Genomic DNA, 26,997 nt, shown 5'->3' with positions numbered 1-26,997 from the left:
AGATTCTCGACCTTCGCTCGCCCTTTTAGCCGTAACAGCGGTTTGTCGATCCGTTTCACCAGTCATGCATCGCGCCGTCTTCGCGGCGGGCCACCGGCAGATAGGCGCGCTTGTAGGGATGGCCGGCCGCCAGGGTCTCGTCGATATCCACGCCCAGGCCCGGCGCCTCGCCCGGATGCAGCATGCCGTCCTCGAAGGTGTAGGCATGGGGGAACACTGCGTCGGTCTCGGGCGTGTGGCGCATGTATTCCTGGATGCCGAAATTGGGGATCGACAGGTCGAAGTGCAGCGCTGCGGCCATGCTGATCGGCGACAGGTCGGTAGCCCCGTGGCAGCCGGTGCGGACATTGTAGAGGTCGGCGAAGCTGGCGATCTTGCGCAGGTGGGTGATGCCGCCGGCATGCACCACGGTGGCGCGGATATAGTCGATCAGCTGTTCCTGGATCAGGGTCTTGCAGTCCCAGATCGAATTGAACACCTCGCCTACGGCCAGGGGGGTGGTGGTGTGCTGGCGCACCAGCCGGAAATTCTCCTGGTTCTCGGCCGGGGTGCAGTCTTCCATCCAGAAGGGACGGTAGGGCTCAAGGTCCTTGCCCAGACGGCCGGCCTCGATCGGGGTCAGGCGGTGATGGACGTCATGCAGCAGGTGGACGTCCCAGCCCAGCCGCTCGCGGGCGGCCTTGAACAGCTCGGGCGCGGCCCGCAGGTATTTCTCGGTCGACCAGATGGTTTCCTTGGGCAGGTCGCTGTCGGCCGGTTCGTAGAAGAACTTGTCCTTTGAGACGCCGTAGGTCCCCTTCATGCCGGGCACGCCCGACTGCAGGCGGATGGCCTTGTAGCCCTGCTGCGCATAGGCGGCGGCGTTGGTCAGGGTCTCGTCGATGGTCTCGCCATTGGCGTGGCCATAGACCATCACGCCCGAGCGGCAGGCCCCGCCCAGCAGCTGATAGACCGGCAGGCCGGCGACCTTGCCCTTGATGTCCCACAGCGCCATGTCGACCGCCGCGATGGCCGACATCGTCACCGGGCCGCGACGCCAGTAGGCGCCCTTGTAGAGGTACTGCCAGATGTCCTCGATCGTGTGCGCGTCGCGGCCGATCAGGCAGGGGATGACATGTTCGGTCAGGTAGGCCTCGACCGCCAGCTCGCGCCCGTTCAGCGTGGCGTCACCGACGCCGTAGGTCCCGTCCTCGGTCACGATTTTCAGCGTGACGAAGTTGCGCCCCGGGCAGGTGACGATGGTCTTGGCGGCGATGATCTTGGACATAACCCTCGGTTTAACGGCGGGGTATGGGTTGTCAACCCAGTGGTCAGACCACTAAATGTCGGTGTCTCGACCTCTGGGCGAAATTTGTGTCCGGAAGGTTCAAGGGCACCGCTCTCCCCGGCGTTCGCCGGCAAGAGCGGATAGAAACGGTCTGGGGAGTGAACTGATGCGGTTACTTGCGATCCTCACCGGCTTGGTGCTGCTGACAGCTTCCGTCGCCCATGCCGAGGACGGCCATGACCTGTGGCTGCGCTATCGACCTGTTGAGGCCACGGCGGGCTATGCGCCTGCCGCCATCGCGCCCGTCGCCGACACCCCGACCCTGAAGGTGGCCCGGGCCGAGCTGGAACGCGGCTCACCGGCCTGGTCGGTGCGCCCTCGGCGCAGGCGGGCCGCATCATCCTGATCGGCACGCCGGAAAGCTCGCCCGCCATCGCCAGGCTGGCCCTGCCGCTGCAGGCCGCCGGCGATGAGGGCTATCTGATCCGCACCCTGAGCGTGGACGGCAAGGCGACCACGGTGATCGCCGCCAATCGCGACGTCGGCGCCCTCTATGGCGTCTACCGCTACCTGTCGCTGATCCAGACCCGCCAGCCTGTGGATAACTTGAACATCGCGTCCGCCCCCAAGGTCCGCTTACGGATGCTCAATCACTGGGACAATCTGGATCGCACCGTCGAGCGCGGCTATGCGGGCCAGTCGATCTGGGACTGGTGGAAGTTGCCGGCCTACAGCGCAGATCCGCGCTATGTCGACTATGCCCGCGCCAACGCCTCGATCGGCGTCAACGGCACGGTTCTGAACAACGTCAACGCCAAGTCCCTGAGCCTGACCGCGCCCTGGATCGCCAAGGCCGGGGCCCTGGCGGATGTGTTCCGGCCCTATGGCATCAAGGTCTATCTGTCGGCCCGGTTTTCCTCGCCCATCGAGATCGGCGGCCTGAAGACCGCCGACCCGCGCGACCCGGCCGTGAAGGCGTTCTGGAAGGCCAAGGCCGACGAGATCTACAAGGTCATTCCCGACTTCGGCGGTTTTCTGGTCAAGGCCAATTCCGAGGGGCAGCCCGGACCGCAGGACTATGGCGCCACCCATGCCGACGGGGCCAACATGCTGGCCGACGCCGTGGGGCCGCACGGCGGCGTCGTCATCTGGCGGGCCTTCGTCTATTCGCACGAACAGCCCGACGATCGCGCCAAGCAGGGCTATTCGGAGTTCAAGCCGTTCGACGGCCAGTTCCGCGACAATGTGGTGATCCAGGTCAAGAACGGCGCGATCGACTTCCAGCCGCGCGAGCCCTTCCACCCGCTGTTTGGGGCCATGCCGAAATCAAACCTCGGCATGGAGTTCCAGATCACCAAGGAATATCTCGGCTTCGCCACCCACCTGGCCTATCTGGGCCCGATGTACGAGGAGACCCTGCGGGCCGACACCTTCGCCAAAGGCAAGGGCTCCACGGTCGCCAAGGTGATCGACGGCGCGCTGGACGGTCGCAAGCTGACGGTCATGGCCGGCGTGGCCAACATTGGGACAGACAGAAGTTGGAGCGGCTCGCACTTCGACCAGGCCAACTGGTACGTCTTTGGCCGGCTGGCCTGGGATCCGGAGGCCTCGACTCGCGACATCGCCGCCGACTGGGCCAGGATGACCTTCAGCAACGACAAGCGCTTCGTGACGCCGGTCGTCGACATGATGATGAGCTCGCGCGAGACCGTGGTCGACTACATGACGCCGCTGGGCCTGCACCATCAGATGGGCCGCAGCCACCACTATGGCCCGGGCCCCTGGGTCAGCGGCGGCGAGCGCGCCGACTGGACAAGCGTCTATTACGCCAAGGCCGGGGCGGACGGGGTCGGCTTTGACCGCACCGCCAAGGGCAGCAACGCGGTGGCGCAGTATGCGGCCCCCGTCGGGGCGTGCTTCGCCGACCTCAACTGCGTCGACGAGAAGGACCTGCTGTGGTTCCACCACCTGCCTTGGGACTATCGCCTGAAGTCGGGTCAGACCCTGTGGGACGGCCTGGTCACCCGCTATTCGCGTGGCGTGGCCGGGGTGGACGCCATGGGCGAGACCTGGGGCGACATGGCCCCCTATGTCGATGCCGAGCGCCACGCCCAGGTGGGCGACTTCCTGAAGATCCAGCGCCACGAGGCCCAGTGGTGGCGGGATGCCTCGGTGGCCTGGTTCCAGACCTTCTCCAAGCGCCCGCTGCCGGCGGGGGAGGCCGCGCCGCCGCTGCCGCTGGAGGCCTATGAGGCGATGAGCTTTCCCTACGCGCCGGGGATTTAGGTCCTCCAACAACTGTTTGACCCGCTTCACCGCGTCCGTAAGCTCCCCGCAAAAGGGAGCAGACGCATATGGCCAAGGTCGCCGCCAACGGTATCGAGATCGAGTATGACGTGCATGGCCAGGACGACGGTGCGCCGTTGTTGCTGGTCATGGGTCTGGGCCAGCAGCTGACGCGCTGGCCGATGGAGATCGTCGAGCAGCTGGTGGGCGAGGGCTTTCGGGTCGTCCGCTTCGATAACCGCGACATCGGCCTGTCCACCTGGCTCGACGAGGCCGGCGCGCCGGACATGCCGGCGGTATTCACGGCCATCGCGGGCGGCCGCAAGCCCGACGTTCCTTACCTGCTCGAAGACATGGCCGATGACGCCGCAGGTCTGCTCGACGCTCTGGGCATTGAGCGCGCCCACGTGGCCGGGGTCTCGATGGGCGGCATGATCGGCCAGACGCTGGCGGCGCGTCATCCGGCCAGGGTGCTTTCACTGGTCTCGGTGATGTCGACCACCGGCAATCCGGGGTTGCCGCCGGCGACGCCCGAGGCGCTGGCGATCCTGTATGTCCGCCCTGAGGCGACCGATATCGAGAGCCTGACCGACCACGCCCTGAAGGCCCAGATCGTCATCCAGAGCCCCGCCTGGCCGGTCGATCCGGCCCTTGAGCGGCCCAAGCTGAAGGCCGCCATCGAACGGGCCCACCATCCCGTCGGCATGGCGCGCCAGATGTGCGCCGTGATCGGCTCCGGCGACCGCCGCGAGGCCCTGAAGACCATCACCGCGCCGACCATCGTCTTGCATGGCGACGCCGATCCGCTGGTCCGCCTCGAGGGTGGCAAGGACACCGCCGCGACGATCCCGGGCGCGGAGCTGCGGATCGTCGAGGGCATGGGGCACGACATGCCGCAGGGCATTCACGCTGCCTTCGTCGCGGCGGTGGTCGCGGCGGCGGCCCGGGCGCGGGTGGAGGCTTAGCCGTACGAAAAAGCGGCGCATTCCGGGAGGGGAATGCGCCGCGAACATCACGCGGTCCTGGGAAGGCGGGGCGCGCGAAAGGCATCGGGGGAGGAAACCCGCCGCCGCGATCGCTCGCGAACGACGGGGTCGGTGAAACCTAGAACTTGCCGCGGATGCCCAGCACGATCTGGCGACCGGGCTGGTAGAAGGTGAAGGCGGCATTGTCGTGCTGGAAGGTGCTGCGCTGCGGCTCTTCGGTGATGTTGATCACGTCCAGGGTCACGCGCGGCGAGGTCGGCAGGGTCTCGAACTGATAGCTGGCCGACAGGTCCCACTGGCCCCGGGCGTCCGTGCCCAGTTCGGCCAGAGGAATGCCGTTCTGGTTGGGACCCGACGAGATCTGGGCGTCGTTCCAGACATAGGACAGGCGAACCGTCGCGCCGTGGTTCTCGTAATAGCCGGTGACGTTGTAGGCCCAGGGCGAGACGCCCACAGCCTTGGCCGGCGCGCCGTTGCCGCGCGGGTTCTGCTCGACATGGGTGGCATTGGCGGTGAAGCCGGCGCCGTCGAGCAGGAAGTCCAGCGGCTGGACCCAGGTGACTTCCTGGCCCTGGATCGTCAGGACGCCGTCGGCATTGACCTGCTGGCTGACCGTGACGGTGGCGGCGCTGGGGCCGCCCCGGTTGGTGATCGCCTGCTGTTGCAGATTGGTCAGCTGCTCATAGGGCACGCCCAGGGTCAGGAACGGAATGGTGCTGTTGCCGCTGATCGTGAAGCCGGTCAGCTCCTTGCGGAACAGGGCTACGCCCACATAGCCCGCGCCGCCCGTGTACCATTCGCCGCCGAAGTCGACATTGTTCGACAGATAGGGCTGCAGGTTCGGATTGCCCTGGTTGGCCTGCTGGGCGGAGGGGTCGCTGAAGGTGGTGCCCGGCAGCATGGCCGACGGATTAGGACGGGTAATCGTCCGCGAGGCGCTCATCCGCAGGACGATGTCGTCCTTCAGATTCCAGGCCGCGTTGAACGAGGGCAGCATGCCGTCATACTTGGTATTGCGGCTGAGGAACGAGGTGACGCCGTTCACTGTCTGCGGACCTTCGATGGTCTGCTCGGTGTTGTAGTAGCGAACGCCGCCGTTGATGCGCAGATCGCGTTCCAGCACCTGGGTCACGCCGTTGAACTCGACATAGGCGCCGGTGGTCTTCTCGCGGATGAAGCCCGAGGCCGCGCCCGTGGCGGCCGAGTTGGAGAAGGGCGCCGCCGCGTTGAAGGCGTCATAGTTGGTGGCGTTGAAGAACTTGTCCCGGTCCAGCGTCACGAAGCCCAGCGGGCCCGGCTTGATGTAGCTGGCCAGGCTGGCCACGGGGATGGCCGACCCGGCGCGACCGTCGCAGCCCGGGACCGGGGTCGGCGCCGGGCTCTGCGGGGTGACGCCGCCGCCGCCGCAGGTGAAGGTCTGCCAGCGGCCGCTGTTGTCGATGGCGGTGATCGAGCGGCTGACGTCGTCATAGGCGGCGCCGACCTTGAAGTTCATCGCCTTGTCATCGCCGATGGTCAGGTCGAAGTGCGCGCCCTCGGTGGAGGTGACGCGCTTCTCGTTCTGGATGTTGACGCGGCCGCCGGCCCAGACCCAGCCCAGGCTGGGATCATTGAGGTTCTTGCTCGGCTTGATCGAGGGCCGGTCGCCGCCGTTATTGGCATAGGTCACCGTCAGGCCCTGGCCCAGCGGGCTGTTGAACAGCACGGTCGGGGCTTCGCGGAAGAAGACGCTGCGGCTCCAGTTGACCTGGCCGTCCAGCTTGATCCAGTCGTTCGGACGCCAGGTGAAGCCCGGGTTCAGGTTCAGCACCTCGACGTCTTCATCATAGGGACGGTATTCGAGGAAGAACTGCGAATTGAGGAAGGTCCCCTCGGTCACGACGTTGTTGCCGTCAACCTTCACGCCCACCGGGACCATGAAGTTGGAGTTGCGACCCACCCAGTTCATGTCGATCCGCTCGAATTCGCGGCTGGCCTGGCTATACAGGGTGTCCAGATAGACGTTCAGGGCGTCGTTGGGGCGCCATTCCAGCGAGATGATCAGCGAGTTGCGGTTGCGCTCGCCCGAGCTCCAGCTGTCGCGGCCCAGGCGCGGGATCAGGGCGTCGGACAGTTGCACCAGGCTGGTCCCGGGGTTCAGCGCGGCCAGCAGGGCATTGTCGACCGTCTGGCCAGGCGTCAGGCCATTGCTGGTCACGCCGGCCGGGACGCTCGAGGCCCAGTTGAAGCCGTTGCCGCCGGTCGTATTGCAGCCGGCGCAGCTCATGTTGGCGTTTGACCAGCCGATGGTCTCGAAGCCGGTGGTGGTCGACTTGTTGCGGGCGAAGGCGGCGCCGGCCAGGATGCCGAAATCACCCGCCGGGGTTTCCCAGGTCTTGGACGCGATCAGCGAGCCGCGCGGGCTAAGGTCGTCGGCCTGGTTGTTCTTGCCGGCCTGGATTGAATAGGCCAGCTGGCCAGCGGCCTTGTAGTCGAACGGCCGCGCGCTGCGCATGTTGACCACGCCGGCGACGCCGCCCTCGACCTGACCGGCGGTCGGGGTCTTGTGGACGTCCAGACGGGTGAACAGTTCGGTCGGATAGAGGTCCAGATCGATTTCGCGGTTCTGGTTCTGGCTGTCGGTGCGGCCCGACGAGGCCACGGCCGCCTGGGCGCCGTTCAGCAGAACCTTGGTGAAGTTGGTGCCCAGGCCGCGGATGGCGACGTTCAGGCCTTCGCCGTTGATTTCGCGGGTCAGTTGCACGCCGGGAATGCGGTTCAGCGACTCGGCGATGTTGGCGTCCGGGAACTTGCCGATGTCCTCGGAGAAGACGGATTCGGTGAACGAGACGCTGTCGCGCTTGGCGTTGGTGGCGTCGGCCAGGCTCTTGCGGAAGCCGGTGACGATCACTTCCTCGACGGTGTCGGGCGCAGCGGCCGTCCCGCCTGCAGGGGTCTGGGCCTGGGCGGCGAGACCCATGAAAGCGGACGACAGGCAGGTGGCGCCGATCAGGGCCAGGCGGCGGCCGGCATTGTGGCGTGCGGATGAAGGCATGTTTCTCTCCCCTTGAGACGGCGCTGTACGCGCTCGTTCGTCCTTGGCCGCCGTCTTGCGATGGTAGCGGTCACAGGAGTAGAGGGTTAAGAGGTAAGGCCTCTTGAGTCAATGTGGTCATACCTTGAGGGTCGCGCGCCGTTCAGAAGGCGTCAAATCCCGTCGGGCCGCCGGCGCAGGGCCGCTGGCGGCCTGCCAGTGGCGCTGAGCCCGGCGGGGACCGGCAAGAGCGAAGACTATAGGTCAGACCTTGTTGCGCCGGCCGGCGCAGCGGGCTCAGGCTGCAGCGGTGCTGAGCGACAAGGCGGCGTCGATCCCGGCATAGAGGCTGTCTGGCGTCACCGGCTTGGTGATGAACCCGTCGGCGCCGGCGACCATCGCCTGTTCGCGGTGGTCGCTCGACGCGTTGGCCGTCATCATGACGATCGGCGTCGGCGGTCTTTGCATCGCCGCCTCCCAGCGACGGATGTTGGCCGTAGCCGATAGGCCGTCCATCACCGGCATCTGCATGTCCATCAGGACAACGTCGAACTGTGACTCGCTGAACTTGGCAAAGGCCTCGGCCCCGTTCTCGGCCATCACCAGTTCGACCTGGTGCGGTTCAAGCAGCAGCTCGACGACCCGGCGATTGACGGGATGATCTTCGGCCAGCAGGACGCGAAGATGCTGATCCATGCGCAGCGCCGGAGCGCCCTGTTCAGGGGCGGCCGCAGCAGGCGCCTCGGCGCGGCGCAGGGGCAAGCTGAAGGCAAAGCTGCTGCCGCCTTCGGGACGCGCCCGCGCCTCGATCTCGCCGCCCATCAGGATCACCAGGGTCTTGCAGATGGCCAGGCCCAGTCCGGTGCCGCCAAAGCGCCGCGTGACGGTGTCGTCGCCCTGCACGAAGCGCTCGAACAGCCGGGGCAGCACTTCGGGGTCCAGGCCGATGCCGGTATCGTTGACGGTGACCGTCAGGCGGCACTCGTCCGCTACGAGGGTCTCGACCTCGACCCTCAGGCTGACGCCGCCACTGTCGGTGAACTTGATGGCATTGGCCGTCAGATTGGAGACCACCTGTCGCAACCGCAAGGCGTCGCCCAGGAAGAAGCCGTTCGCCTCGGGCGAAAAGACAGTCTCAAAGGCGATGCCCTTGCCATCGGCGCGCAGGCGCATCAGGTCGGTGCAGGTATGGATCTCGGCCACAAGATCGAAGGGTGCGATCTCCAGCTCCATGCGCGAGGCTTCGATCTTGGCGATGTCGAGCAGGTCGTTGAGGATGCGCTCCAGCGACTCGCCCGAGTGAACGATGATGTCCACCATCTCCCGCTGGCGGTCGGGCATGTTGAGGCGCGACAGGGCCTTGGCCAGGGCGATGACGCCGTTGAGCGGGGTGCGGATCTCGTGGCTGACATTGGCCAGGAAGGTCGATTTGGCCGCGCTGGCCCGCTCGGCGGCGGCGAGCGCTTCGATCAGGGCGACCTCCTGACGCTTCAGCTGGGTGATGTCGACGAAGGTGGTCAGGGTCTGGGCAGGGGTGGGGCCGTCGCCCTCGAAGATCGGCAGGGAATTGACGTTCAACCAGCGCTGGTCGCCGTTGGGCAGTTTGACACCCAGCATGAAATCCAGAACCGGCTTGCCCGTGCTCAGGCACTGCATCGAAGGCTGCTGGTCGACGGTCAGGGGCGCGCCCTCGGCCGTGACCAGGCTCCAGTCGCGATCCGCCGAGGAACGGCCGGCCAGCTGGTCGCTGGTCATGCCCAGCAGAACTGCGGCATGGGCGTTATGCTCGACAATGATGCTGGATTGGTCCTGCAGCACCACCCCTTCGCGCATGGCGGCGATGATGGTCCGATAGCGCTGGTCGCTTCGACGCAAGTCCTCGAGCGTCTTGATCTGGGCGACGGCGACCCGGGCGCCGGCCCGGGTCTCGATCATGGTCATGGCGACCCGCGACAGGCGTTCCAGGCAGCGCAACTCGCGCGGCGTCCAGCGCTTGGGCTGGGTGTCGATGGCGCAAAGCGTGCCGATCCGCAAACCATCGACCGTGGTCAGGGGCGCGCCGGCATAGGCCCTAATGCCCTGCGCTCCCGTGACCAGGGGATTGTCCAGGAAGCGGGGGTCCTGGGTCGCATCCTCGATCACGAACAGCGCCGGCGTCTGGATGGCGTGGTGACAGAAGGCCACGTCGCGCGGGGTTTCCTGCGCCTCGAGTCCGACTCGCGCCTTGAACCACTGGCGGTCAGTGTCGACCAAAGAGATCAGGGAGATCGGCGTGTTGCAGGTCTCGGAGACCTCGGCGACCAGGTCGTTGAAGCCGTCTTCATCGAGGCTGTCGAGAATGTCCAACGCCCACAAGGCCGCGAGACGCCGCTGCTCAAGATCTGGTGCGGTATCGCGAATCAACATGCCACGCCCTCGCCCTGATTCAGGCTCTTGACCATGCACGCATGGTTAAGGCGTTTCAATAAATGGCAGCGGGACGAAACGACACAGGGCGCAGGCTCGCCGGCCTCACCCCATCGCGTCGCAGTTGGCGCGAATGAACTCGAAATGCCCGGGCATCACCTCGGCCGACTTGGCGATCACGGCCTTGATGTCGGCCATGCGCCGGAGCAGTTCCTCGTCACTCATCACCTCGACCATCGGGTCATAGCCCCCGGGCAGCAGGCCTTGGCCGACCATGACGGCAAACCACGAGGTGTCGTTGAACAGCTCGTCGTTCTCGCGGAAGGTCCGGCCATGGCTCTCGAACATGGCGATCTTGTCGGCCAGATAATCGGGGATCGGCATTTCGCGCAGATAGTCCCAGTAGGGCGTGTCGTTCCGCTGCGTGGCCTTGAAATGCAGGACGATGAAGTCGCGGATCTTCTCGTATTCGAAGGCCATCACGCGGTTGTAGCGGTCGATGTCGGGCTGGCGGAAATCGCGATCGGGGAACATGGCCAGCAGGCGGGCGATGCCCACCTGAATCAGGTGGATCGACTGGCTTTCCAGCGGCTCCATGAAGCCCGCCGCCAGACCGATGGCGACGACGTTCTTGTTCCAGCTCTTCTTGCGCCGGCCGGCGGTGAAGCGGATCTGGTTGGGCGCGGCCAGAGGCTCGCCGTCGAGATGGGCCAGCAGATAAGCCGTGGCCTCGTCCTCGCTGATATGGGCGCTGGAATAGGCATAGCCGTTGCCCAGCCGGTGCTGCAGCGGGATGCGCCATTGCCAGCCGGCCGGCCGGGCCGTGGCGCGGGTGACCGGGGCGTTTGACCCGCCAAGCGTGCAGGGCACGGCGACGGCGCGGTCATTGAGCAGCCACTGCGACCAGTCCTCGAAGCCTGTCTGCAGGGTCTGTTCGATCAGCAGGCCACGGAAGCCCGAGCAGTCGATGAACAGGTCGCCGTCAATGATCTCGCCGCTCTCCAGGGTGACCGAGGTGACGAAGCCAGTCAGGCCGTCCTGCTGCACCGTCGCGATCTTGCCCTCCTGCCGCACGATCCCGCGCGCCTCGGCATAGTCGCGCAGATAGCGGGCATAGAGGCCGGCATCGAACTGGAAGGCATAGGCGATCGCGCCCAGCGGTGAATTGGCCTGTCCGTTTGGACGCATGAACCGGTTCTGCCGGGCCGCGACGGCATTGAGCGAATAGGCCCCCAGATCCGGCTCCAGGCCCATGCCATGCAGCTTGAGCCAGTAGGCGTGGAACGACACGGCCTCCATGTCGACGCCATAGGGGCCGAACGGATGGTGATAGCTGTGGCCGATCGCCTTCCAGTCGACGAACTCGATGGCCAGCTTGAAGGTGGCCTTGGTCTTGCGGACGAAGTCGTTCTCGTCGAGGCCCAGCATGCGGTTGAAGATATTGATCTGCGGGATGGTCGACTCGCCGACCCCCACGGTGCCGATGGCCTCGGATTCCACCACGGTCACCTTCGTCTGACCGTCGCGGGTCAGGAAGCGGCCCAGGGCGGCGGCGGTCATCCAGCCGGCGGTGCCGCCGCCGACGATGACGACCTTGCGAAGACGATTGACGCTGGTCATCGGGCTTTCTCGATTTCGGTCGCGGCGCAGTAGCGGGCGATAAAGGCTTCGTGGGTGGGCAGGGCCTGCGCGGTCTGGCGCACCAGGGCGGCCAGGCGCTGCATCTGGCCGCGCACCAGCTGCTCGTCCAGCGTGTCGACCAGCGGATCATAGTTTCGCGGCCGGATGTTCTGGCCCAGCATTACGGCGATCCAGGACGGCTCGGCAAAGAGGTCATGGTCCGACTGGAACAGGCGGCCGCGCGCAGCGAACAGGTCGATCTTGCGCTGCAGGCTTTCCGGGATCGCCATCTCGCGGGCCCTTTGCCAGTAGGGCTCGGGGCGTTCATTGGCCTTGAAGTGGAGGATGATGAAGTCGCGGATCAGCTCGGTCTGCAGGATGGTCAGGCGGTTGTATTCGGCGATCTCGACCGGGTCGAAACCCTTGTCGGGGAACAGGGCCAGAAGCTTGGTGATCCCGGTCTGGATCATCTGGATGCTGGTGCTCTCCAGCGGCTCCAGGAAGCCCGAGGCCAGGCCGATGGCGACGCAGTTCTTGACCCAGACCTGCTTGCGCCGACCGGCCCGGAACCGGATGAAATTAGGCTCGGCGCGGGCAGGGCCGTCCAGGGTGGCGCGCAGGCGGGCCACGGCGTCGTCATCGCTGATATGCTGGCTGGAATAGACATAGCCGTTGCCGGTGCGGTGCTGCAGCGGGATGCGCCAGCGCCAGCCGGCCGCATCCGCCGTAGCCCGGGTATAGGGCGTCAGGCCATCGCCGCCGGTCTCGCACGGCATGGCCACGGCGCGGTCATTGGGCAGCCAATGGCCCCAGTCCTCAAAGCCGGTGTCCAGCGCCTGCTCGATCAGCAGGCCCCGAAAGCCCGAGCAGTCGATGAACAGATCGGCCTCGATCACCGCGCCTCTGTCGGTGGTGACTGAGGTGATGAAGCCGTCGTCGCTGCGCAGCGACACATCCACCACCTTGCCCTCGCGCCGGATCACACCGCGCTTTTCGGCATAGTCGCGCAGGTAGCGGGCATAGAGTCCGGCGTCGAAATGGAAGGCGTATTTCAGGCTCGACAGCACCTGGCCCGGGTCCTTGCTGGGCAGCATGAACCGGCCCATCCGCGCCGCCGTGGCCGACAGATTGAAGTCGTCGAGGGGTTGGGTGGACCCTTGTGACTGGGCCTTCAGCCAGAACTGGTGGAACTTGATGGCCTCGATATCCAGGCCAAAGCCGCCGAACGGATGCAGGTAGCGCGAGCCCGGCGCCGTCCAGTCGACGAACTCGATGGCCAGCTTGAAGCTGGCCTTTGTGGCCCGCATGAAGTCGGCTTCGTCGATGCCCAGGATCTGGTTGAAGGTGTTGATCGGCGGGATGGTCGCCTCGCCGACGCCGACGGTCGAAATGGCGTCGCTCTCGACCAGTGTGACCTCCACGCCCTTGAGCACCTTGGCGAGCGCGGCGGCCGTCATCCAGCCGGCCGTGCCGCCGCCGACGATCAGGACCTTGCGGACGGGGTTGCTGTTCATGGGACCCCGCGCGTCAGCGCCTCCGCATGGCTCGGCAATCGCTCCGCCGTCTGCCGGAAGATCTCTCGCATACGTCCCAAAGTCATGCGCACGCGCTCCAGCGGCATCCGGTCGGCGAGCGGATCATAGCGCCCCGGCAGGACGCCGTGGCCGATGAAGGCGGCGATCCAGCTGGGCTCCAGGAAGGTCTCCTCGTCATACATTACCACCCGCCCGCGGCTCTCGAACTGGGCGATCCTGTAGGCCAGCTTGTCGGGAACGGCGGCGTTGCGGCCCAGGTCCCAGATCGCGCCGTCACGGCGACCGGCGCGCCGATAATGCAGGATGGCCATGTCGCGGACGCGTTCGAACGTCTCCGCGCCCAGGCGGTTGTACTCCTCGGCGGCCACCGGCGCGCCGCCGGGCCGGGGGAAAAGGGCGATCAGGCGGGTGACACCGCTCTGGATCAGGTGAACATCGGCGCCGTCCATGGCCTCGACCCTGCCGGCCGCGCCGCCGATGGCCACGCAGTTGCCGACCATGGCGCGGACCCGCCGACCGTTGCGGATCGACAGGAACTGCGGCTCCGAGGCGCGCGCGCCGGGCAGGCCGGCCCAGGCCGCCTTCACGGCCGCCTCGTCGCTGGTCAGTTCGGCGCGATAGGCCAGGCCGCCGTCCAGGCGGTCGCGCAGCGGGATAAGCCAGCGCCAGCCTTCGGCGGTCGCCTCGATCTCGGTGAGGGGCGGCGCGTCGCTCAAGACCGGCGCGGCGATCCGCACGGCGCGGTCGGCGGGCAGCAGGGTCGACCAGTCCTCGAACGGTTCGTCGCCCATCAGCAGGGCGGCGGGGCCGGTGCAGTCGACGAAGAGTTCCGCCTCGACCCGCTCGCCGTCGGCCAGCACCACGGCCGCGATGTGGCCGGTCTGGCCGTCGCGAACCACCTCTGCGACCTCGCCGGTGCTGTCGCCCACGCCGCCCTGCAGGGCCAGGCGCCGCAGCACGTCCACATAGAGCCCGGCGTCCAGGTGCAGACCATAGGTCAGGGTCGACAACGGCGAGCGCGGATCGGGATCGGGGCCCGCGAACCGACCCAGCCGCGCGATGACGGCGGCGAGGCTGTAGTCATCCAGCGGCGTGGCGTCGCCGGCCAGGCGAAGGCGGTTCCAGTAGTGGTGGAAGCCCACCCCTTCCAGACTGGCCCCGATCTCGCCGAAGGCGTCGCAGAAGCTGGCGTCGGGCGTCCAGCCGCTGAACCGCGAGCCCAGCCTGTAGGTCGCCCGGGTGGCGGCCATCAGCGCCGCCTCGTCCAAGCCCAGCAGGGCGTGGAACGATCGCAGCGAGGGCAGGGTGGAGAGCGCGCCGGTCGCGCCGGGTCCCGTTGCGATGACGCGGATCGCGGCTTGCCCACCGGTGGCGCGGGCCAGGCCGGCGGCCGTGATCCAGGCCTCGACACCGCCGCCGATGATGGCGACCCGGCCCAGGGGAGGGGGCTGACTCATGCCGCGCCTCGCGCGTTGCAGAAGCGTTCGATGAAGGCCTGATGGTCGGGCATGGATTCGGCCGTGCGTCGCACCGCCGCCTTCAGTTCGGTCAGCTTGCGGGCGGCCTCGCCCGGATCGACGGCGTCGGCCATCGGGTCATAGCCGCGCGGCAGGATGTTCTGGCCCAGATAGACGGCCAGCCATGAGGGCTCCAGGAAGAAGCCGTCGCGATATTTCACCACCATGCCCCGATCGCGGAACAGCTCCATCTTGTAGGCCAGGCTGTCGGGGATAGGGGCGGCGGCCTTGTCGCGCCAGAAGGCGGAGTCGCCCCGCTGGGTGGCGTGATAGTGCAGCACCAGGAAGTCGCGGATGCGCTCGAATTCCAGGTCCATGACCCGGTTGTACTCGTCCTGGTCGGCGCCGGCGCAGCCGCGCTCGGGGAACAGTTCCAGCAGGGTGGAGATGGCCACCTGGATCAGGTGGATGCTGGTGCTTTCCAGCGGTTCCAGGAAGCCGGAGGCCAGGCCGATGGCCACGACGTTCCGGTTCCACTGTTTCTTGCGCCGGCCGGTCATGAACCGCAGGAAGCGCGGGTCGGCCTGGGCCTTGCCGTCCAGCTTGGAGACCAGCACCCGGGCTGCCTCGTCGTCGCTGATATAGCTGCTGCAATAGACATAGCCGTTGCCCACCCGGTGCTGCAGGGGGATCCGCCAGCGCCAGCCGGCGTCATCGGCGGTGGCGCGGGTATAGGGCGTGGGTGGCTCCACCGCGTCGCAGGGCACGGCCGCTGCCCGGTCGCAGGGCAGCCAGTGGGTCCAGTCCTCATAGCCGGTCTTCATCGCCTGCTCGATCAGCAGGCCCCGGAAGCCGGAGCAATCGATGAACAGGTCGCCCTCGATCCGCTGACCGCTTTCCAGGGTCACGGCTTCGACGAAGCCGTCCTCGCCGCGCAGCGAGACCTCCAGGATTTTACCCTCGATGCGCCTGACGCCACGGGCCTCGGAATAGGCCCGCAGATACTGGGCGTAGAGCCCCGCATCGAACTGGTAGGCGTAGGAAAAGGTCGATCTCAGCGAGCGCTGATCAGAGGAGGGCGGGGCGAACCGGTTCAGCCGGGCGGCCACGATCGGCAGGCTGTAGGCCTCGATGCCGTCGGCCTCGCCCCGAGCCCTGGCCCGCAGCCAATGCTGGTGGAACGCCACTCCGCCAATGGCCTGACCAAAGCCGCCGAAGGGGTGAATATAGCCCTCGCCCTTGCGGCCCCAGTCGCGAAACTCGATGCCCAGCTTGTAGGTGGCCTGGGTCTTGCGCATGAAGTCGGCCTCGTCGAGGCCCAGCTTGGCGTTGAAATTCCGGATGTGTGGCACGGTGGCCTCACCCACCCCGACAGTGCCGATCTCGGCCGACTCAACCAGTTCGATGGTGACGCGCGAATCGCCCAGCACGGCGCTGAGCCCGGCGGCCGTCATCCAGCCAGCGGTGCCGCCGCCGACGATGACGATTTTTCGGATACCATTGTTCCCGGTGTCATCCATCGCGCTGCTTCCTCCGCTCCCCATTTGTCCCATGGCCCTTTCTGACGGAACGGCCTTTGAGACAAACTGTAAATTGACAACGCTGTCTTTGGTTGTCATCTTCTTATCATCCGGACGGCAAGTTCCGGTTCAGGTGGTCAAACCATCGGGGGGAAACCGTAGGTAGAAGAGGCCGTGGGTGCGTGTGTCGTGCAGGCGACAAGCCCTTGAAGCCCTTCGTTCCAGGTATCTCCCCTTTGCACAGCTACGTGAGCCAGGTCTGAGTGGCAACGCTTGACAGCCGGTGATCTGTCATATGATCTGACCAATAATGGTCACGGTAACATGACCAATGGTAGCGCTAACGTCGCGCTATCCAAAAAAGGGGAGGTGAGACACATGGGCTCTGTTCAGAGGCCGTCCGCGCAGCGCGGGCAAAATTCATTCATGTCGGGTCTGAAGTGCGGCGCATCCGCCGTGGCGCTCGGCGCGGCGATCTTCGCCGGGCCTGCGTTCGCCCAGACCAAGACCGATGACGCCGTCGCCGTTGACGAGGTCGTGGTCACCAGCATCCGCCAGAGCCTGAAGAGCTCTCAGGCGCTGAAGCAGTCGTCCGAGATCATCGGCGACTCGATCACAGCCGAAGACATCGGCGCCTTGCCAGACCGCTCGGTCACCGAGGCCCTGCAACGCGTGCCCGGCGTGTCGATCAACCGCTTCGCCGCCGGCGTCGATCCGGACCACTTCTCGGTCGAGGGATCCGGCGTCGTGGTGCGCGGTCTGAACTTCGTGCGCTCCGAACTGAACGGCCGCGATACCTTCTCGGCCAATAACGGCCGCATCCTCAGCTTCGCCGACGTTCCCTCGGAACTGATGGGCGGCGTCGACGTGTTCAAGAGCCCTTCGGCCGACATGATCGAGGGCGGGATCTCGGGCACCGTCAACCTGCGCACGCGCCTGCCGTTTGACAGCAAGAAGCGCCTGCTCTCGCTGTCGGCCGAGGCCAGCTATGGCGACATGGTCAAGTCGTGGAAGCCAACCTATTCCTTCCTCTACAGCGACCGGTTCGACACCAATGTCGGCGAATTCGGCCTACTGCTGAGCTACGTCAATTCCGAACTGTCGACCCGCAGTGACGCCATCCAGGCGTCGAACTTCGGCTGCCGCACCAATCTGGGCGTGGCCAGCAGCAATTGCGGCAATGGCGCCAAGGGCGTGTGGTTCCCGCGCGGCGCGGCGTTCCGCTCCACCACTACCGAACGCGAGCGCCAGGGCGCCGGGGCGGCGGTGCAGTGGAAGAGCACCGACGGCACCATGGAAGCGGCCTTCCAGTACCTGCGTTCGGAATCGAATTCGGCCTGGACCGAGCACGCGATGGAAATCGCCACCGACAACGTGACCAGCAACGGCGACTCTCGCGCCGTCGCCGGCACGACCTTCAGCTTTGACGACCGCGGCGTGTTCACCAACGGCGCCATCACCGGCACCACCGGCTGGCGTTCGGACCAGTTCTCCGATCCGCGCACGCCGATCGACGGCCTGCAGTCGAACAATATCCGCCGCGACGTTGATCAGACCTACCTGACCAGCGACTACGGCTTCAATTTCAAGTGGACCCCGAACGAGAACTGGGGCTTCCAGTTCGACGCCCAGCACGTTGACTCCAAGGTCGACAATATCGATGTCGGTATCTGGACCTCGACTTTCCAGAACGCCGCCATCACCCTGAACGGCAACGATCTGCCGACGGTGGCCTTCTCGCTGCCGGGCAATGGCCTGACCCCGTCGAACTGTCTGCCGATCAACAACAACTGCCCGTCCTACGGCCGCGGCACGCATGCCAATCTGAGCGACCCCTACAACCACTTCTGGCGCTCGGCGATGGACCACATCGAGCAGTCCGAAGGCACCGAGGACTCGCTGAAGGTCGACGTCGAATACAAGTTCAACGACGACACCTGGTTCGACTCGGTCAAGGCTGGCGTGCGCTGGGCCGAACGCGACCAGACCACGCGCTTCTCGACCTATAACTGGGGCGTGCTCAGCGAGATCTGGGGCAATAACGGCCCGGTCTGGCTCGATGACAAGGTCGACGGCATTGTCGACAGCAACCCGCTCGGCGGGGCCGGTTCGACCACCGCCGGCGCTGCCGAACTGTGGGGCTTCCCCAACTTCATGCGCGGCCAGACCCCGCTGCCGACTGGAACCGACTCGCGTCTGTTCTATGCGGGCAATGCGGCGATCGACTACAAGACCATGTCCGACTTCGCCCTGCTGGTCGGTGACGAATGGCAACCGCGCAACGGCGCCAATGGCTGCCCGCAGCACTGGGTGCCCCTGGCCAAGCGCTGTAACACCATCGCCGGATCGCCCTTCCTTCCGCAGGAAATCAACCCGGTTAACGAGGTCAACAAGGCCGCCTATGTGGTGACCCGCTTCAAGGGCGACGTTGGCGCGGCTCGGGTCAGCGGCAATATCGGTCTGCGCTACACCTCGACCACCCGCGAGGCCGAAGGCTTCCTGGCGTTCCCGAACAGCAACTTCACGACGGATGCCCAGTGCGCCATCGTGCCGATTGGCCAGGCTCCGACCCCGTTCTGCCAACTGGCGCCGTCGGTTCGTGCTTCGGCGCGGGCCTGGGCCAATGGCGCTGTGACTCCGACCACGGCCAGCAAGGACTTCAACCACTGGTTGCCCAGCTTCAATGTGAAGGTGGTCATGCCCAATGGTCTTCAGTACCGCCTGGGCGCATCCAAGACCCTGGCCCCGCCAGATATCGGCCTGACCCGCAACTATTATAACCTGTCGCTGAACACCAACGCCGACGGCATTTCCAACGGCCGGCCCAGCGGCAATGTCACGGTCGGCAACCCCTATCTGAAGCCTACCCAGTCGACCAATCTGGACGCTTCGGTGGAATGGTACTTCGCCTCGGTCGGCTCACTGACCGTCGCGGCCTTCTACAAGGAGCTGACCGACGTCGCCACGAACACCACCGTGCGGCTGCCGTTCACCAACAATGGCGCGACCTTCGATGTCGTGACGACCACGCCGGGCAATTCCGACAAGAAGGCCAAGGTCAAGGGCTTCGAAATCGGCTACCAGCAGTTCTACGACTTCCTGCCCAAGCCGCTGGATGGGTTCGGCATCAATGCCAACTACTCGTACATCGAGAGCAATGGCGTGCCGCAAAGCACGCTGTCGGCGACCGATCCCGACGTGGCGGCCGGTCGTGTGACTACGGTCGACACCAGCCTCCTGCCGCTGCAGGGCCTGTCCAAGCACAACGCCAACTTCGCGGCCATCTATGAGAAGGGTCCGATCTCGGCCCGTCTGGCCTACAATTGGCGCTCGGACTTCCTGCTGACGGTCCGCGACGTGATCGTGCCCTTCGCGCCGATCATGAACGAGGCGACCGGCCAGCTGGATGGCTCGTTCTTCTACACCGTCAATCCGAAGATGAAGATTGGCGTCCAGGGCGTGAACCTGCTGAACGAAACCACCATGACCAGCCAGGTGCTGAACAACGACCTGCTCAAGACCGGCCGTTCCTGGTTCATGAACGACCGTCGCTACACCTTCGTGGTGCGCGCGAGCTTCTAGGTTTCGGGAACCGCGCCGGTCCGGTCTCCCCCGGGCCGGCGCGACTTTCGAAAACGGGCTCCGCCTTGGGGGCCCGGGTACTCCTGCAGATCCACTTCTCCGCGCATCGTCACCGGCGGTGCGCGGTTCTTTTTGAAGGCTCAGGCGATGCGTTCATTTCCCACGGTCCTTTCCCGTCGTACGGCCCTCGGTCTGGGCGCCGCCGCTGGCGCGATGACGGCTCTGCCGGCTCTGGCCGCACCGTCGCCATCGCTGGCCCGTCTCGCCCGCGACAAGGGCCTGATCTTCGGCAGCGCCGTCGGCGCCGGCCCCGTGGGTTCGCTCACCGGCTCGTTCGAGGACGCTCGCCTTCGCCAGATCCTCAAGGACGAGTGCGGCGTGCTGGTCCCCGAGAACGAGCTGAAGTGGTACGTGATCCGCGCCGCCGGCCCGCAGGCCTTCGACTTCTCGCGCGCCGACCGCATCGCCGACTTCGCCAAGGCCAATGGCCAGGCCCTGCGCGGTCACACCCTGCTGTGGCACCACCCGCAGTGGTTCCCGGCCTGGATCAAGACGCATGACTTCGGCCCCCAGCCCAAGGTCGCCGCCGAGGCCATGCTGACCGAGCATATCCAGAAGCTGTGCCGGCACTATCCGCAGATGATCTCGTGGGACGTGGTCAACGAGACCGTCGATCCCGCCGACGGCTCGCTGCGCAATACGGTCTTTTCCGACATCCTGGGCCGCGAGCAGACCCTGGACCTGGCCTTTCACACCGCCCGCGCCGCCGCGCCGAAGGCCCGCCTCGTCTATAACGACTACATGAGCTGGGAAGTCGGCAACGCGAAGCACCGCTACGGCGTGCTCAAGCTGCTGGAGGGCTTCCGCAAGCGCGGCACGCCTGTCGACGCCCTGGGCGTCCAGGCCCATATCGGCGCCGAGAACGCCGACAGCTTCACCGGTTTTGGCAAACCGCAGGAGCAGGAATGGCGGGCCTTCCTCGATGAGGCGACCGGCATGGGCTACGACCTGCTGATCACCGAGTTCGACGTTCACGACAAGGGCCTGATCCTGGACTTTGGCCCCCGCGATGCGGCGGTGGCGGCCTATGCCAAGGGCTATCTCGACCTGATGCTGTCCTATCGTCAGACCAAGGAGGTTTTGGCCTGGGGCATGGTCGACAAGTATTCCTGGCTGCAGAACCAGTGGCTTCGGGAAGACAAGAAGCCCAAGCGCCCGACCCTGTACGACGACAACTATCAGGCCAAGCCCCTGCGCGAGGCCGTGGCGGCGGCGTTCAGGGCGGCGCCGGCGCGATAACTCTCTGTCATCCCGGGCGCAGCGCAGCGGAGACCCGGGACCACGGCAAGCGCCGGCGTTTCCGGCGGTCCCGGCTCGGCGCGCTGAGCGCTTGGCCGGGATGACAATCGAAGGATGCCTAGATGATCCGCCCGACCCTGACCGCGCTCGCCCTGGCCCTGTTCGTTACAGCCGCCCAAGCCGCGCCCAAGCCCGGGACGGCGGAGTTCCGCAACTTCGCCTACCAGGGCGCCGACCCCGTCGATGCGCAGGTCGCCCTGGCCCCGGGCCAGTACCGCAACCCGATCCTCAAGGGCTTCTACCCCGACCCCAGCATCACGCGGGTGGGCGGCGACTACTACCTGGTCAATTCGACCTTCGCCTGGTTCCCGGGGCTGCCGGTCTGGCATTCCACCGACCTGGTGCACTGGGAGCAGATCGGCAACGCCATAGACCGGCCCGGCATGCTGGACTTCAAGCGCCTGGGCCTGTCGCGCGCCGTGTTCGCGCCCGCCATCGAGGAGCACGAGGGCACGTTCTACATCCTCAACACCTGCGTCGACTGCCAGGGCAATTTCCTGATCACGGCGAAGGACCCGAAAGGTCCGTGGTCGGACCCGGTGTGGCTGCCGACCGTGGGCGGCATCGACGCCTCGATCTTCTTCGATGACGATGGGGACGGTGGGGGCCGCGCCTGGATCCTCAATAATGACGAGCCGCCGGGCCCGGCCGAGTATCAGGGTCACCGCGCCATCTGGATTCAGGAATATGATCCCAGGACCCAGAAGATCGTCGGCCCGCGCACCTTGCTGTTGGACAAGGGCGTCGATCCCTCGACCAAGCCGATCTGGCCCGAGGGGCCGCACATCCTCAAGAAGGACGGCTGGTACTATCTGACCGCCGCCGAGGGCGGCACGGCCGAGGGGCACAGCCAGGTCGCCCTGCGGTCCAGGAGCGTCACCGGCCCCTATACGCCCTATGCCAACAACCCGATCCTGACCCAGCGCGGTCTGCCGAAGGATCGCATGCTGCCGATCACCTCGGCAGGGCACGCCGACATCGTCGACACCCCCGACGGCAACTGGTGGGCCACCTTCCTGGCCGTGCGGCCCTATGGCGACGACCTCTACAATACCGGCCGCGAGACCTTCCTGCTGCCGGTCGAGTGGAAGGACGGCTGGCCGGTGATCCTCGAGAACGGCAAGACCATTCCCTATGTAGCGACCGCGCCGAACCTGCCCGCGCCCAAGGTCCTGCCGCCACCCACCGCCGGGGCGTTCAGGGCGGCCGAGACCTTTGCCGGTCCTGAGCTGCCGCTGAACTGGATGACCCTCCGCATCCCCACCGAACGCTGGTGGAGCGTGGGCCAGGGCGCCCTGACCCTGCAGGCCCGCCCCGACAAGCTGACCGACCAGCCCTCGTTCTGGGGCCGCCGCCAGCAGCACATCAACGCCACCGCCCAGGTGACGGTGGACTTCGCGCCCAACGCCGACGGTGACCGCGCGGGCCTGACGGCGCTGCAAAGTGACGAGTTCTTCTACTTCCTGGGCGTGGTGCGCTCGGGCGGCAAGCCGGTCCTGCGACTGGAGCGCAGGGCCGGTGCGGGAGAGCCCGTCGATGGCGTGGTGATGGCCGAAACGCCCCTGCCGGCCGGTCCGGTCGACCTGAAGATCACCGCGCGGGGCGGGGAGTATGACTTCGCCTACGCCGTGAAGCCGGGGGACTGGAAGGTTCTGCAGGCCGGAGCCGACGGCACGATGCTCTCGACCAAGAAGGCGGGAGGCTTCGTGGGGGCGATGTTCGGGGTGTATACGAACGGTAAGTGAAGGGCTGCTCCCCCTTTGGGGGAGCTGTCACGGAGTGACTGAGGGGGCTAATGCGGCCTTAGCCGAGCTGGCCCCCTCCGACCCTTTGGGCCACCTCCCCCACAGGGGGAGGAGCTATTTGTACCCATAAAGCTTCACCCGCTGCGCCTGGAACCGGCCGGGCTCCAGCCGCACATGCCGGCCCTGGTGCGTCTCATCGCCATTCAGCCAGCGCCCCTCGACCCATTTTCCATCGACAAACCGTCCCTCGACCACCTTCTCCAGCCCGACGCCTTCGCCGAAGGTCAGGGTGATCCCCGAGCCGGCCACCAGAAACTCGTCGGCCGACAGCCGGATCACGAGGCCGCCATGCGCCGCAAAGGTCTGCTTGTCCTTCGGCGTCCAGGGATCGACGAACGACACCTTCACCGACCAGTCGCCCATCGTCACCGTTTGGGGCGCCTCATTGACCACGCCGTCGAAGCTGACCGGCGGACGGAAGCCGCGCATCACGCCCTTGCCCTGGTGGGCCAGGATCGTCGGGGTCAGTTCGCGCAGCAGGGCATAGGCGCCGGCCAGCGGATTGCTGGCCGGATCGGCCACGTTCTCGATGGAGAACGGCGAGAAGCCGATCGCGTCGTGCTCGCCGATCGCCCAGAAGGCGTTGGCCGGGGCCTCGACCTTGCCGGCCCGGTCGGCCTCGGGAAGGAACAGCGGATTACCCGGCCGGTCGTACTGTGCGGCCCAGTGGGTGAAGTCGGGGTAGTAGATATCCGGCGCCTGGAACACCGACGGCGCTGCCGCCTTCCAGACCTCATGGAGGTGGGGCAGGGGGCCGGCGCTGGGATAGCCGCCGGGAGCGACGCCGGGCTTGTTCAGCGCGGCGTTGACGTACATCGGCAGCGGGTAGGCCTTTTGACCCGCGCTGGACAGCCCCTCGACAAAGCGACCGAATGACCAGGCCTGCCACAGCTCGTCGGTCGCGTCGCTCTTGCCGAACACCTGCTCCCAACTGCCCGAGCCAGTCTTGCCGGTGGCTTTGAGCACGGCGGCGGGCACGGGTTTACGGAACTCGGCCTCGGCCAGCGGCGAGTGATCGCGGGCCGAGGGCAGCATGCCGATCTCGTTCTCGACCTGGATCATGATCACCGTGCGCCGGTCGCCATCTACCGCCCTCAGGTGCGTCATCAGGGCCGCGAAGGCTTTGGCGTCGGCGGCCAGGGTGGCCGGGCCGGCGGGCGACAGGATTTCCTGGACCTTGCCCTGGGCCGAACGCGCCAGCGGGAAACGCTGGCGGTCGCGCTTCACCCAGGCCGGCGTGTAGGTCGACATGCTGTTCTTCCACGCCCCGAACCACAGCAGCACCAGCCGCGTGTCGTGGGCGCGGGCCTGGGCGATCACGCCGTCGATCACCGTGAAGTCGAAGCGCCCCTCGACCGGCTCGATCTGGTCCCATTGCACCGGGGCCAGCACGGTGTTGAGGCCCAGGGCCTTCAGGGTGGGCCACTGCTTTTCCAGGTAAGGCAGGCTGGAGGCGGTGGAGTTGCCCAGCTCTCCGCCCAGGATCAGGAACGGCTTGCCGTCGACCAGCAGCTGGGTCGCGTCGCCCTGGGGCGCCAGGCGGGGGATCTCCTCGGCGGCGGCGGGAAAAGCGCAGAGCGCGGCGGTCAGCGCCACGGCGCTCAGGGTCTGGATCAGGGTACGCATCATTGGTCAGATGACCTCATGAGACTTGTAAGATCAATCATGAAAGCCGCGTCGGCGCGGGCCGTCGCCGGCTGGTTGTTGTTCCCGGAGCCCGCCGCTAGGGTCGGGGCATGATCCGTCGCCTCATCGCCGTCGCCCTCGCGCCTGTCCTGTTCGCCTCCTCGGCCCTGGCCCAGACGGTGGTGATTGTCCGCCACGGCGAGAAGGTCGCGCCCAACGGTGATCCTGACCTGTCAGCGGCCGGCCAGGCCCGCGCCCAGGCTTTGGCCCAGGCGCTTTCCGGCGCCCGCGTCGCCATGGTGTTGGCCACCCCGCTCAAGCGCACCCAACAGACGGCCGGACCGACTGCCCAGGCCGCCGGCGTGGCGGTGGTCCCCGTGCCCTTCGACGGCGGCGACGCGGCCCACGCCCAGCGCCTCGCCGCCCAGGCTCGCACCGCGCCGGCAGACGCCACTGTCCTGATCGTCGGCCACAGCAACACCGTCGCCAATATCGCCCGTGCCCTCGGCGACACCGCCGCTCAGGCGCCGACCGATTGCGAGTACGATCAGATGACGGTCATCCAGCTCGACGGGGCCGCGGCGCCCAAGGTGGTGCATGCGCGGTATGGCGCGCCGACGGCGGCGTGCTGAAATCCCTCTCGCGGAGAGAGAGGCTCTCGGCGCCTTAAGCCGCCGCCTGGATCGCCACCTGACAGGCTCGCGCCAGGCGCGTCGGCGACACGGGCTTTTCCACCACCGGATTGGTGCTGCCGGCTGAGATCGAACAGGCGTTGCCGGTGACATAGACCACCGGGATGGGGCCGAGATGGGCCATGATCGAGCGGACCGCGTCCTCGCCGGTGCCGCCCACGATGCGATAGTCGGCGGTGATCAGGTCGGGCTTGCGGCGTAGGGCCAGATCGAGGGCTTCACGGGCGTTGTCGGCGACGTCGACCGAGGTGAAACCCTGCTCGCGAAGCAGAGCTTCGACCTCCATGGCGATTAGGATTTCGTCTTCGATAATGAGAGCGTGACGCAATACCATCTTGAGTAACCCGTTTCGAATATCCCTCAAGACCACTTGGTCAACTGATTCCAGTCAAAGGCAAGCGTGACGTGAATCGAAATACGTTTCGGGATCAAACCCAAGGTCGCTGACCGGCGTTATTTCTTCTTGTCGCCGCCCCAGGGCAGGTTCTGCTTAACCTGGTCCAACGGCGTCTTGGTCACCACCACAGGCGGCGGGACATAGACCGTGGGCGCCTTGACCGGATAGGCGCGCCAGCCGGACTGGATCAGGGGGCCAAAGCCTACGCAGCGCGGCATGATCCTTACCGCGCCGGTGCGCGGCCTGGCGAAGGGCGGCGGCTGGCGCAGTTCCTGGCGCTTGGGATCGATGAACCACCAGTCGCCGGGCAGGCCATAGCCCTTCTCGCCGCCGGCCCGCACGGCCTGATAGGCGATGTTGGCCTGGAAGGGCGCGACGCCATAGCGCAGCATGGCGCGGTAGAAGATGGCGTCGGCCTCTTCGCGTTTGCCTGGCTCGCCCACCGCATACAGCCAGTCATGGACGATGGCGGCCCGGGCCGTCGGACCCTGCGGATCGACGAAGCCTTGGCCATACCAGGGCACGCTGGCGAAGTCGGTGACGTACCAGCGCGGCACGACGATCACCTTGCCGGTCTCGACGTCGCAGAAGGGGAACTCGGCGTCCAGGGTGAACAGCTTGCGGCCGGCCTTGGTCTGGTTGAACAGCACCACCGGCTGCGGCGTCAGCGAGCTGGGCGGTGTGGGCGCGACCACGGGGATGTAGACCGTCTCGTGGGTCTGCGTGGCGCAGCCGGCGAGGATCGAAGCTCCCAGCAGGGCGGAGGCGGCGAGGAGGGCGGTTCTGATCGGGCGCAAGGCGGTCTTCGGCTAGTGCGGAACGAGAGCGGGGCTATAGCACCGTTTCCGTGTCGCTTTCGAGGCGGCATGAGCGCGCGGCGACAAGTCCTAGCCCTCTGGCTAAGCCTTGGGCGGGCGGCGCCGGCGGGGCACGCGGACGGTGGCCTCGCCATCCATGACCAGGTCGTCGCCCACATAGGCCGCGCAGCGCAGCACAACGCGCGCGCTGGCCTCGTCGATGGCCGACACCGTGACCCGGGCCGCCACGACGTCGCCGATACGCACCGGCCTGTGGAAGGCCAGGGTCTGGCTCAGATAGATTGCGCCGGCGCCCGGCAGGATCGTGCCGACCACGGCCGAGCCGAACGAGGCCGAGAGCAGGCCGTGGGCGATGCGCCCGCGATAGGCGGTCCGCGACGCGAAGGCCTCGTCCATGTGAACGGGATTGAAGTCGTCCGAGGCCTCGGCAAACCGTTGGATGCGCTCTTGCGTGACGGTGACGAGCTTTTCAGCGACCATCCCGACGACAAGCTCTTCCAGGATATAGCCGCCTGAGAGGTGAGGTTGGATCATACCGGCCGGTTAGCGGTGATGCGGCCCCATGACCAGCGAAAATGCGTGCAGACGGCCGCAAGGCGTGGCGCTGACCCCGCTTCGGCATCTCGGA

At 66.5% G+C, this 26,997-nt stretch carries 16 protein-coding genes and 1 pseudogene; 6 read left to right on the top strand and 11 right to left on the bottom strand.

Features of this window, described 5'->3' with window-relative positions:
• Positions 1-55 precede the first annotated feature (55 nt).
• Entirely contained in the window at positions 56-1,267 is a 1,212-nt protein-coding gene (gene manD / locus ACN2C8_RS13035) for a D-mannonate dehydratase ManD (protein ID WP_419252183.1), read from the bottom strand.
• Positions 1,268-1,433: 166 nt separating this feature from the next.
• On the opposite strand from manD, the pseudogene ACN2C8_RS13030 reads away from it, so the two are divergent.
• Positions 1,434-3,553: pseudogene (locus ACN2C8_RS13030) on the top strand (alpha-glucuronidase family glycosyl hydrolase).
• Positions 3,554-3,621: 68 nt separating this feature from the next.
• Positions 3,622-4,518, top strand: coding sequence for an alpha/beta fold hydrolase (locus tag ACN2C8_RS13025; RefSeq protein ID WP_419252182.1), 897 nt, complete (start codon positions 3,622-3,624; stop codon positions 4,516-4,518).
• A 139-nt stretch (positions 4,519-4,657) separates the two neighbouring features.
• Here ACN2C8_RS13025 and ACN2C8_RS13020 read toward each other — a convergent pair whose 3' ends face one another.
• From ACN2C8_RS13020 to ACN2C8_RS12995, 6 genes are all read right to left on the bottom strand, one after another.
• Positions 4,658-7,573, bottom strand: coding sequence for a TonB-dependent receptor (locus tag ACN2C8_RS13020; RefSeq protein WP_419252181.1), 2,916 nt, complete (start codon positions 7,571-7,573; stop codon positions 4,658-4,660).
• A 276-nt stretch (positions 7,574-7,849) separates the two neighbouring features.
• Positions 7,850-9,958: an ATP-binding protein gene (locus tag ACN2C8_RS13015; protein ID WP_419252180.1), complete on the bottom strand. Its 2,109-nt coding sequence runs from the start codon at positions 9,956-9,958 to the stop codon at positions 7,850-7,852.
• A gap of 105 nt (positions 9,959-10,063) precedes the next feature.
• On the bottom strand, positions 10,064-11,578 hold the full coding sequence (locus ACN2C8_RS13010) for a tryptophan halogenase family protein (RefSeq protein WP_419252179.1): 1,515 nt from the start codon (positions 11,576-11,578) through the stop codon (positions 10,064-10,066).
• On the bottom strand, positions 11,575-13,092 hold the full coding sequence (locus tag ACN2C8_RS13005; protein WP_419252178.1) for a tryptophan halogenase family protein: 1,518 nt from the start codon (positions 13,090-13,092) through the stop codon (positions 11,575-11,577). Before ACN2C8_RS13005 ends, ACN2C8_RS13010 begins: the two co-directional genes overlap by 4 nt.
• Positions 13,089-14,570 carry a tryptophan halogenase family protein gene (locus ACN2C8_RS13000; RefSeq protein ID WP_419252177.1) on the bottom strand — a complete coding sequence of 494 codons (1,482 nt, stop codon included), beginning with the start codon at positions 14,568-14,570 and terminating at the stop codon, positions 13,089-13,091. Before ACN2C8_RS13000 ends, ACN2C8_RS13005 begins: the two co-directional genes overlap by 4 nt.
• Positions 14,567-16,090, bottom strand: coding sequence for a tryptophan halogenase family protein (locus ACN2C8_RS12995; protein ID WP_419252176.1), 1,524 nt, complete (start codon positions 16,088-16,090; stop codon positions 14,567-14,569). The genes ACN2C8_RS13000 and ACN2C8_RS12995 overlap by 4 nt, the downstream gene beginning before the upstream one ends.
• Before the next feature lie 378 nt (positions 16,091-16,468).
• On the opposite strand from ACN2C8_RS12995, the gene ACN2C8_RS12990 reads away from it, so the two are divergent.
• The 3 genes from ACN2C8_RS12990 to ACN2C8_RS12980 all read left to right on the top strand — a co-directional run bounded on the left by ACN2C8_RS12990 (position 16,469) and on the right by ACN2C8_RS12980 (position 22,776).
• Positions 16,469-19,672 (top strand): TonB-dependent receptor, encoded by a 3,204-nt coding sequence (locus tag ACN2C8_RS12990; protein WP_419252175.1) that lies wholly within the window; start codon positions 16,469-16,471, stop codon positions 19,670-19,672.
• 147 nt (positions 19,673-19,819) lie between these two features.
• Positions 19,820-20,971, top strand: a complete 1,152-nt coding sequence (locus tag ACN2C8_RS12985; RefSeq protein WP_419252174.1) for an endo-1,4-beta-xylanase — start codon at positions 19,820-19,822, stop codon at positions 20,969-20,971.
• A 122-nt stretch (positions 20,972-21,093) separates the two neighbouring features.
• Entirely contained in the window at positions 21,094-22,776 is a 1,683-nt protein-coding gene (locus ACN2C8_RS12980; protein ID WP_419252173.1) for a glycoside hydrolase family 43 protein, read from the top strand.
• Positions 22,777-22,890: 114 nt separating this feature from the next.
• Here ACN2C8_RS12980 and ACN2C8_RS12975 read toward each other — a convergent pair whose 3' ends face one another.
• Positions 22,891-24,462: a DUF5597 domain-containing protein gene (locus tag ACN2C8_RS12975; RefSeq protein ID WP_419252172.1), complete on the bottom strand. Its 1,572-nt coding sequence runs from the start codon at positions 24,460-24,462 to the stop codon at positions 22,891-22,893.
• Positions 24,463-24,572: 110 nt separating this feature from the next.
• On the opposite strand from ACN2C8_RS12975, the gene ACN2C8_RS12970 reads away from it, so the two are divergent.
• Complete coding sequence (locus ACN2C8_RS12970) at positions 24,573-25,094, top strand: histidine phosphatase family protein (RefSeq protein ID WP_419252171.1); 522 nt, start codon at positions 24,573-24,575, stop codon at positions 25,092-25,094.
• A gap of 34 nt (positions 25,095-25,128) precedes the next feature.
• Here the strand turns inward: ACN2C8_RS12970 and ACN2C8_RS12965 are convergent, their stop codons facing one another.
• From ACN2C8_RS12965 to ACN2C8_RS12955, 3 genes are all read right to left on the bottom strand, one after another.
• Positions 25,129-25,482 carry a response regulator gene (locus ACN2C8_RS12965; protein WP_419252170.1) on the bottom strand — a complete coding sequence of 118 codons (354 nt, stop codon included), beginning with the start codon at positions 25,480-25,482 and terminating at the stop codon, positions 25,129-25,131.
• Between the two features lie 125 nt (positions 25,483-25,607).
• Positions 25,608-26,348: a DUF1353 domain-containing protein gene (locus ACN2C8_RS12960; RefSeq protein WP_419252169.1), complete on the bottom strand. Its 741-nt coding sequence runs from the start codon at positions 26,346-26,348 to the stop codon at positions 25,608-25,610.
• A gap of 102 nt (positions 26,349-26,450) precedes the next feature.
• Positions 26,451-26,903 carry a MaoC family dehydratase gene (locus ACN2C8_RS12955; RefSeq protein ID WP_419252168.1) on the bottom strand — a complete coding sequence of 151 codons (453 nt, stop codon included), beginning with the start codon at positions 26,901-26,903 and terminating at the stop codon, positions 26,451-26,453.
• Positions 26,904-26,997 lie beyond the last annotated feature (94 nt).

Source organism: Caulobacter sp. ErkDOM-C (genome assembly GCF_048541825.1).
In the GTDB taxonomy this organism is placed as follows: Bacteria; Pseudomonadota; Alphaproteobacteria; order Caulobacterales; family Caulobacteraceae; genus Caulobacter.
This window is presented reverse-complemented; position numbering and strand designations above follow the sequence as displayed.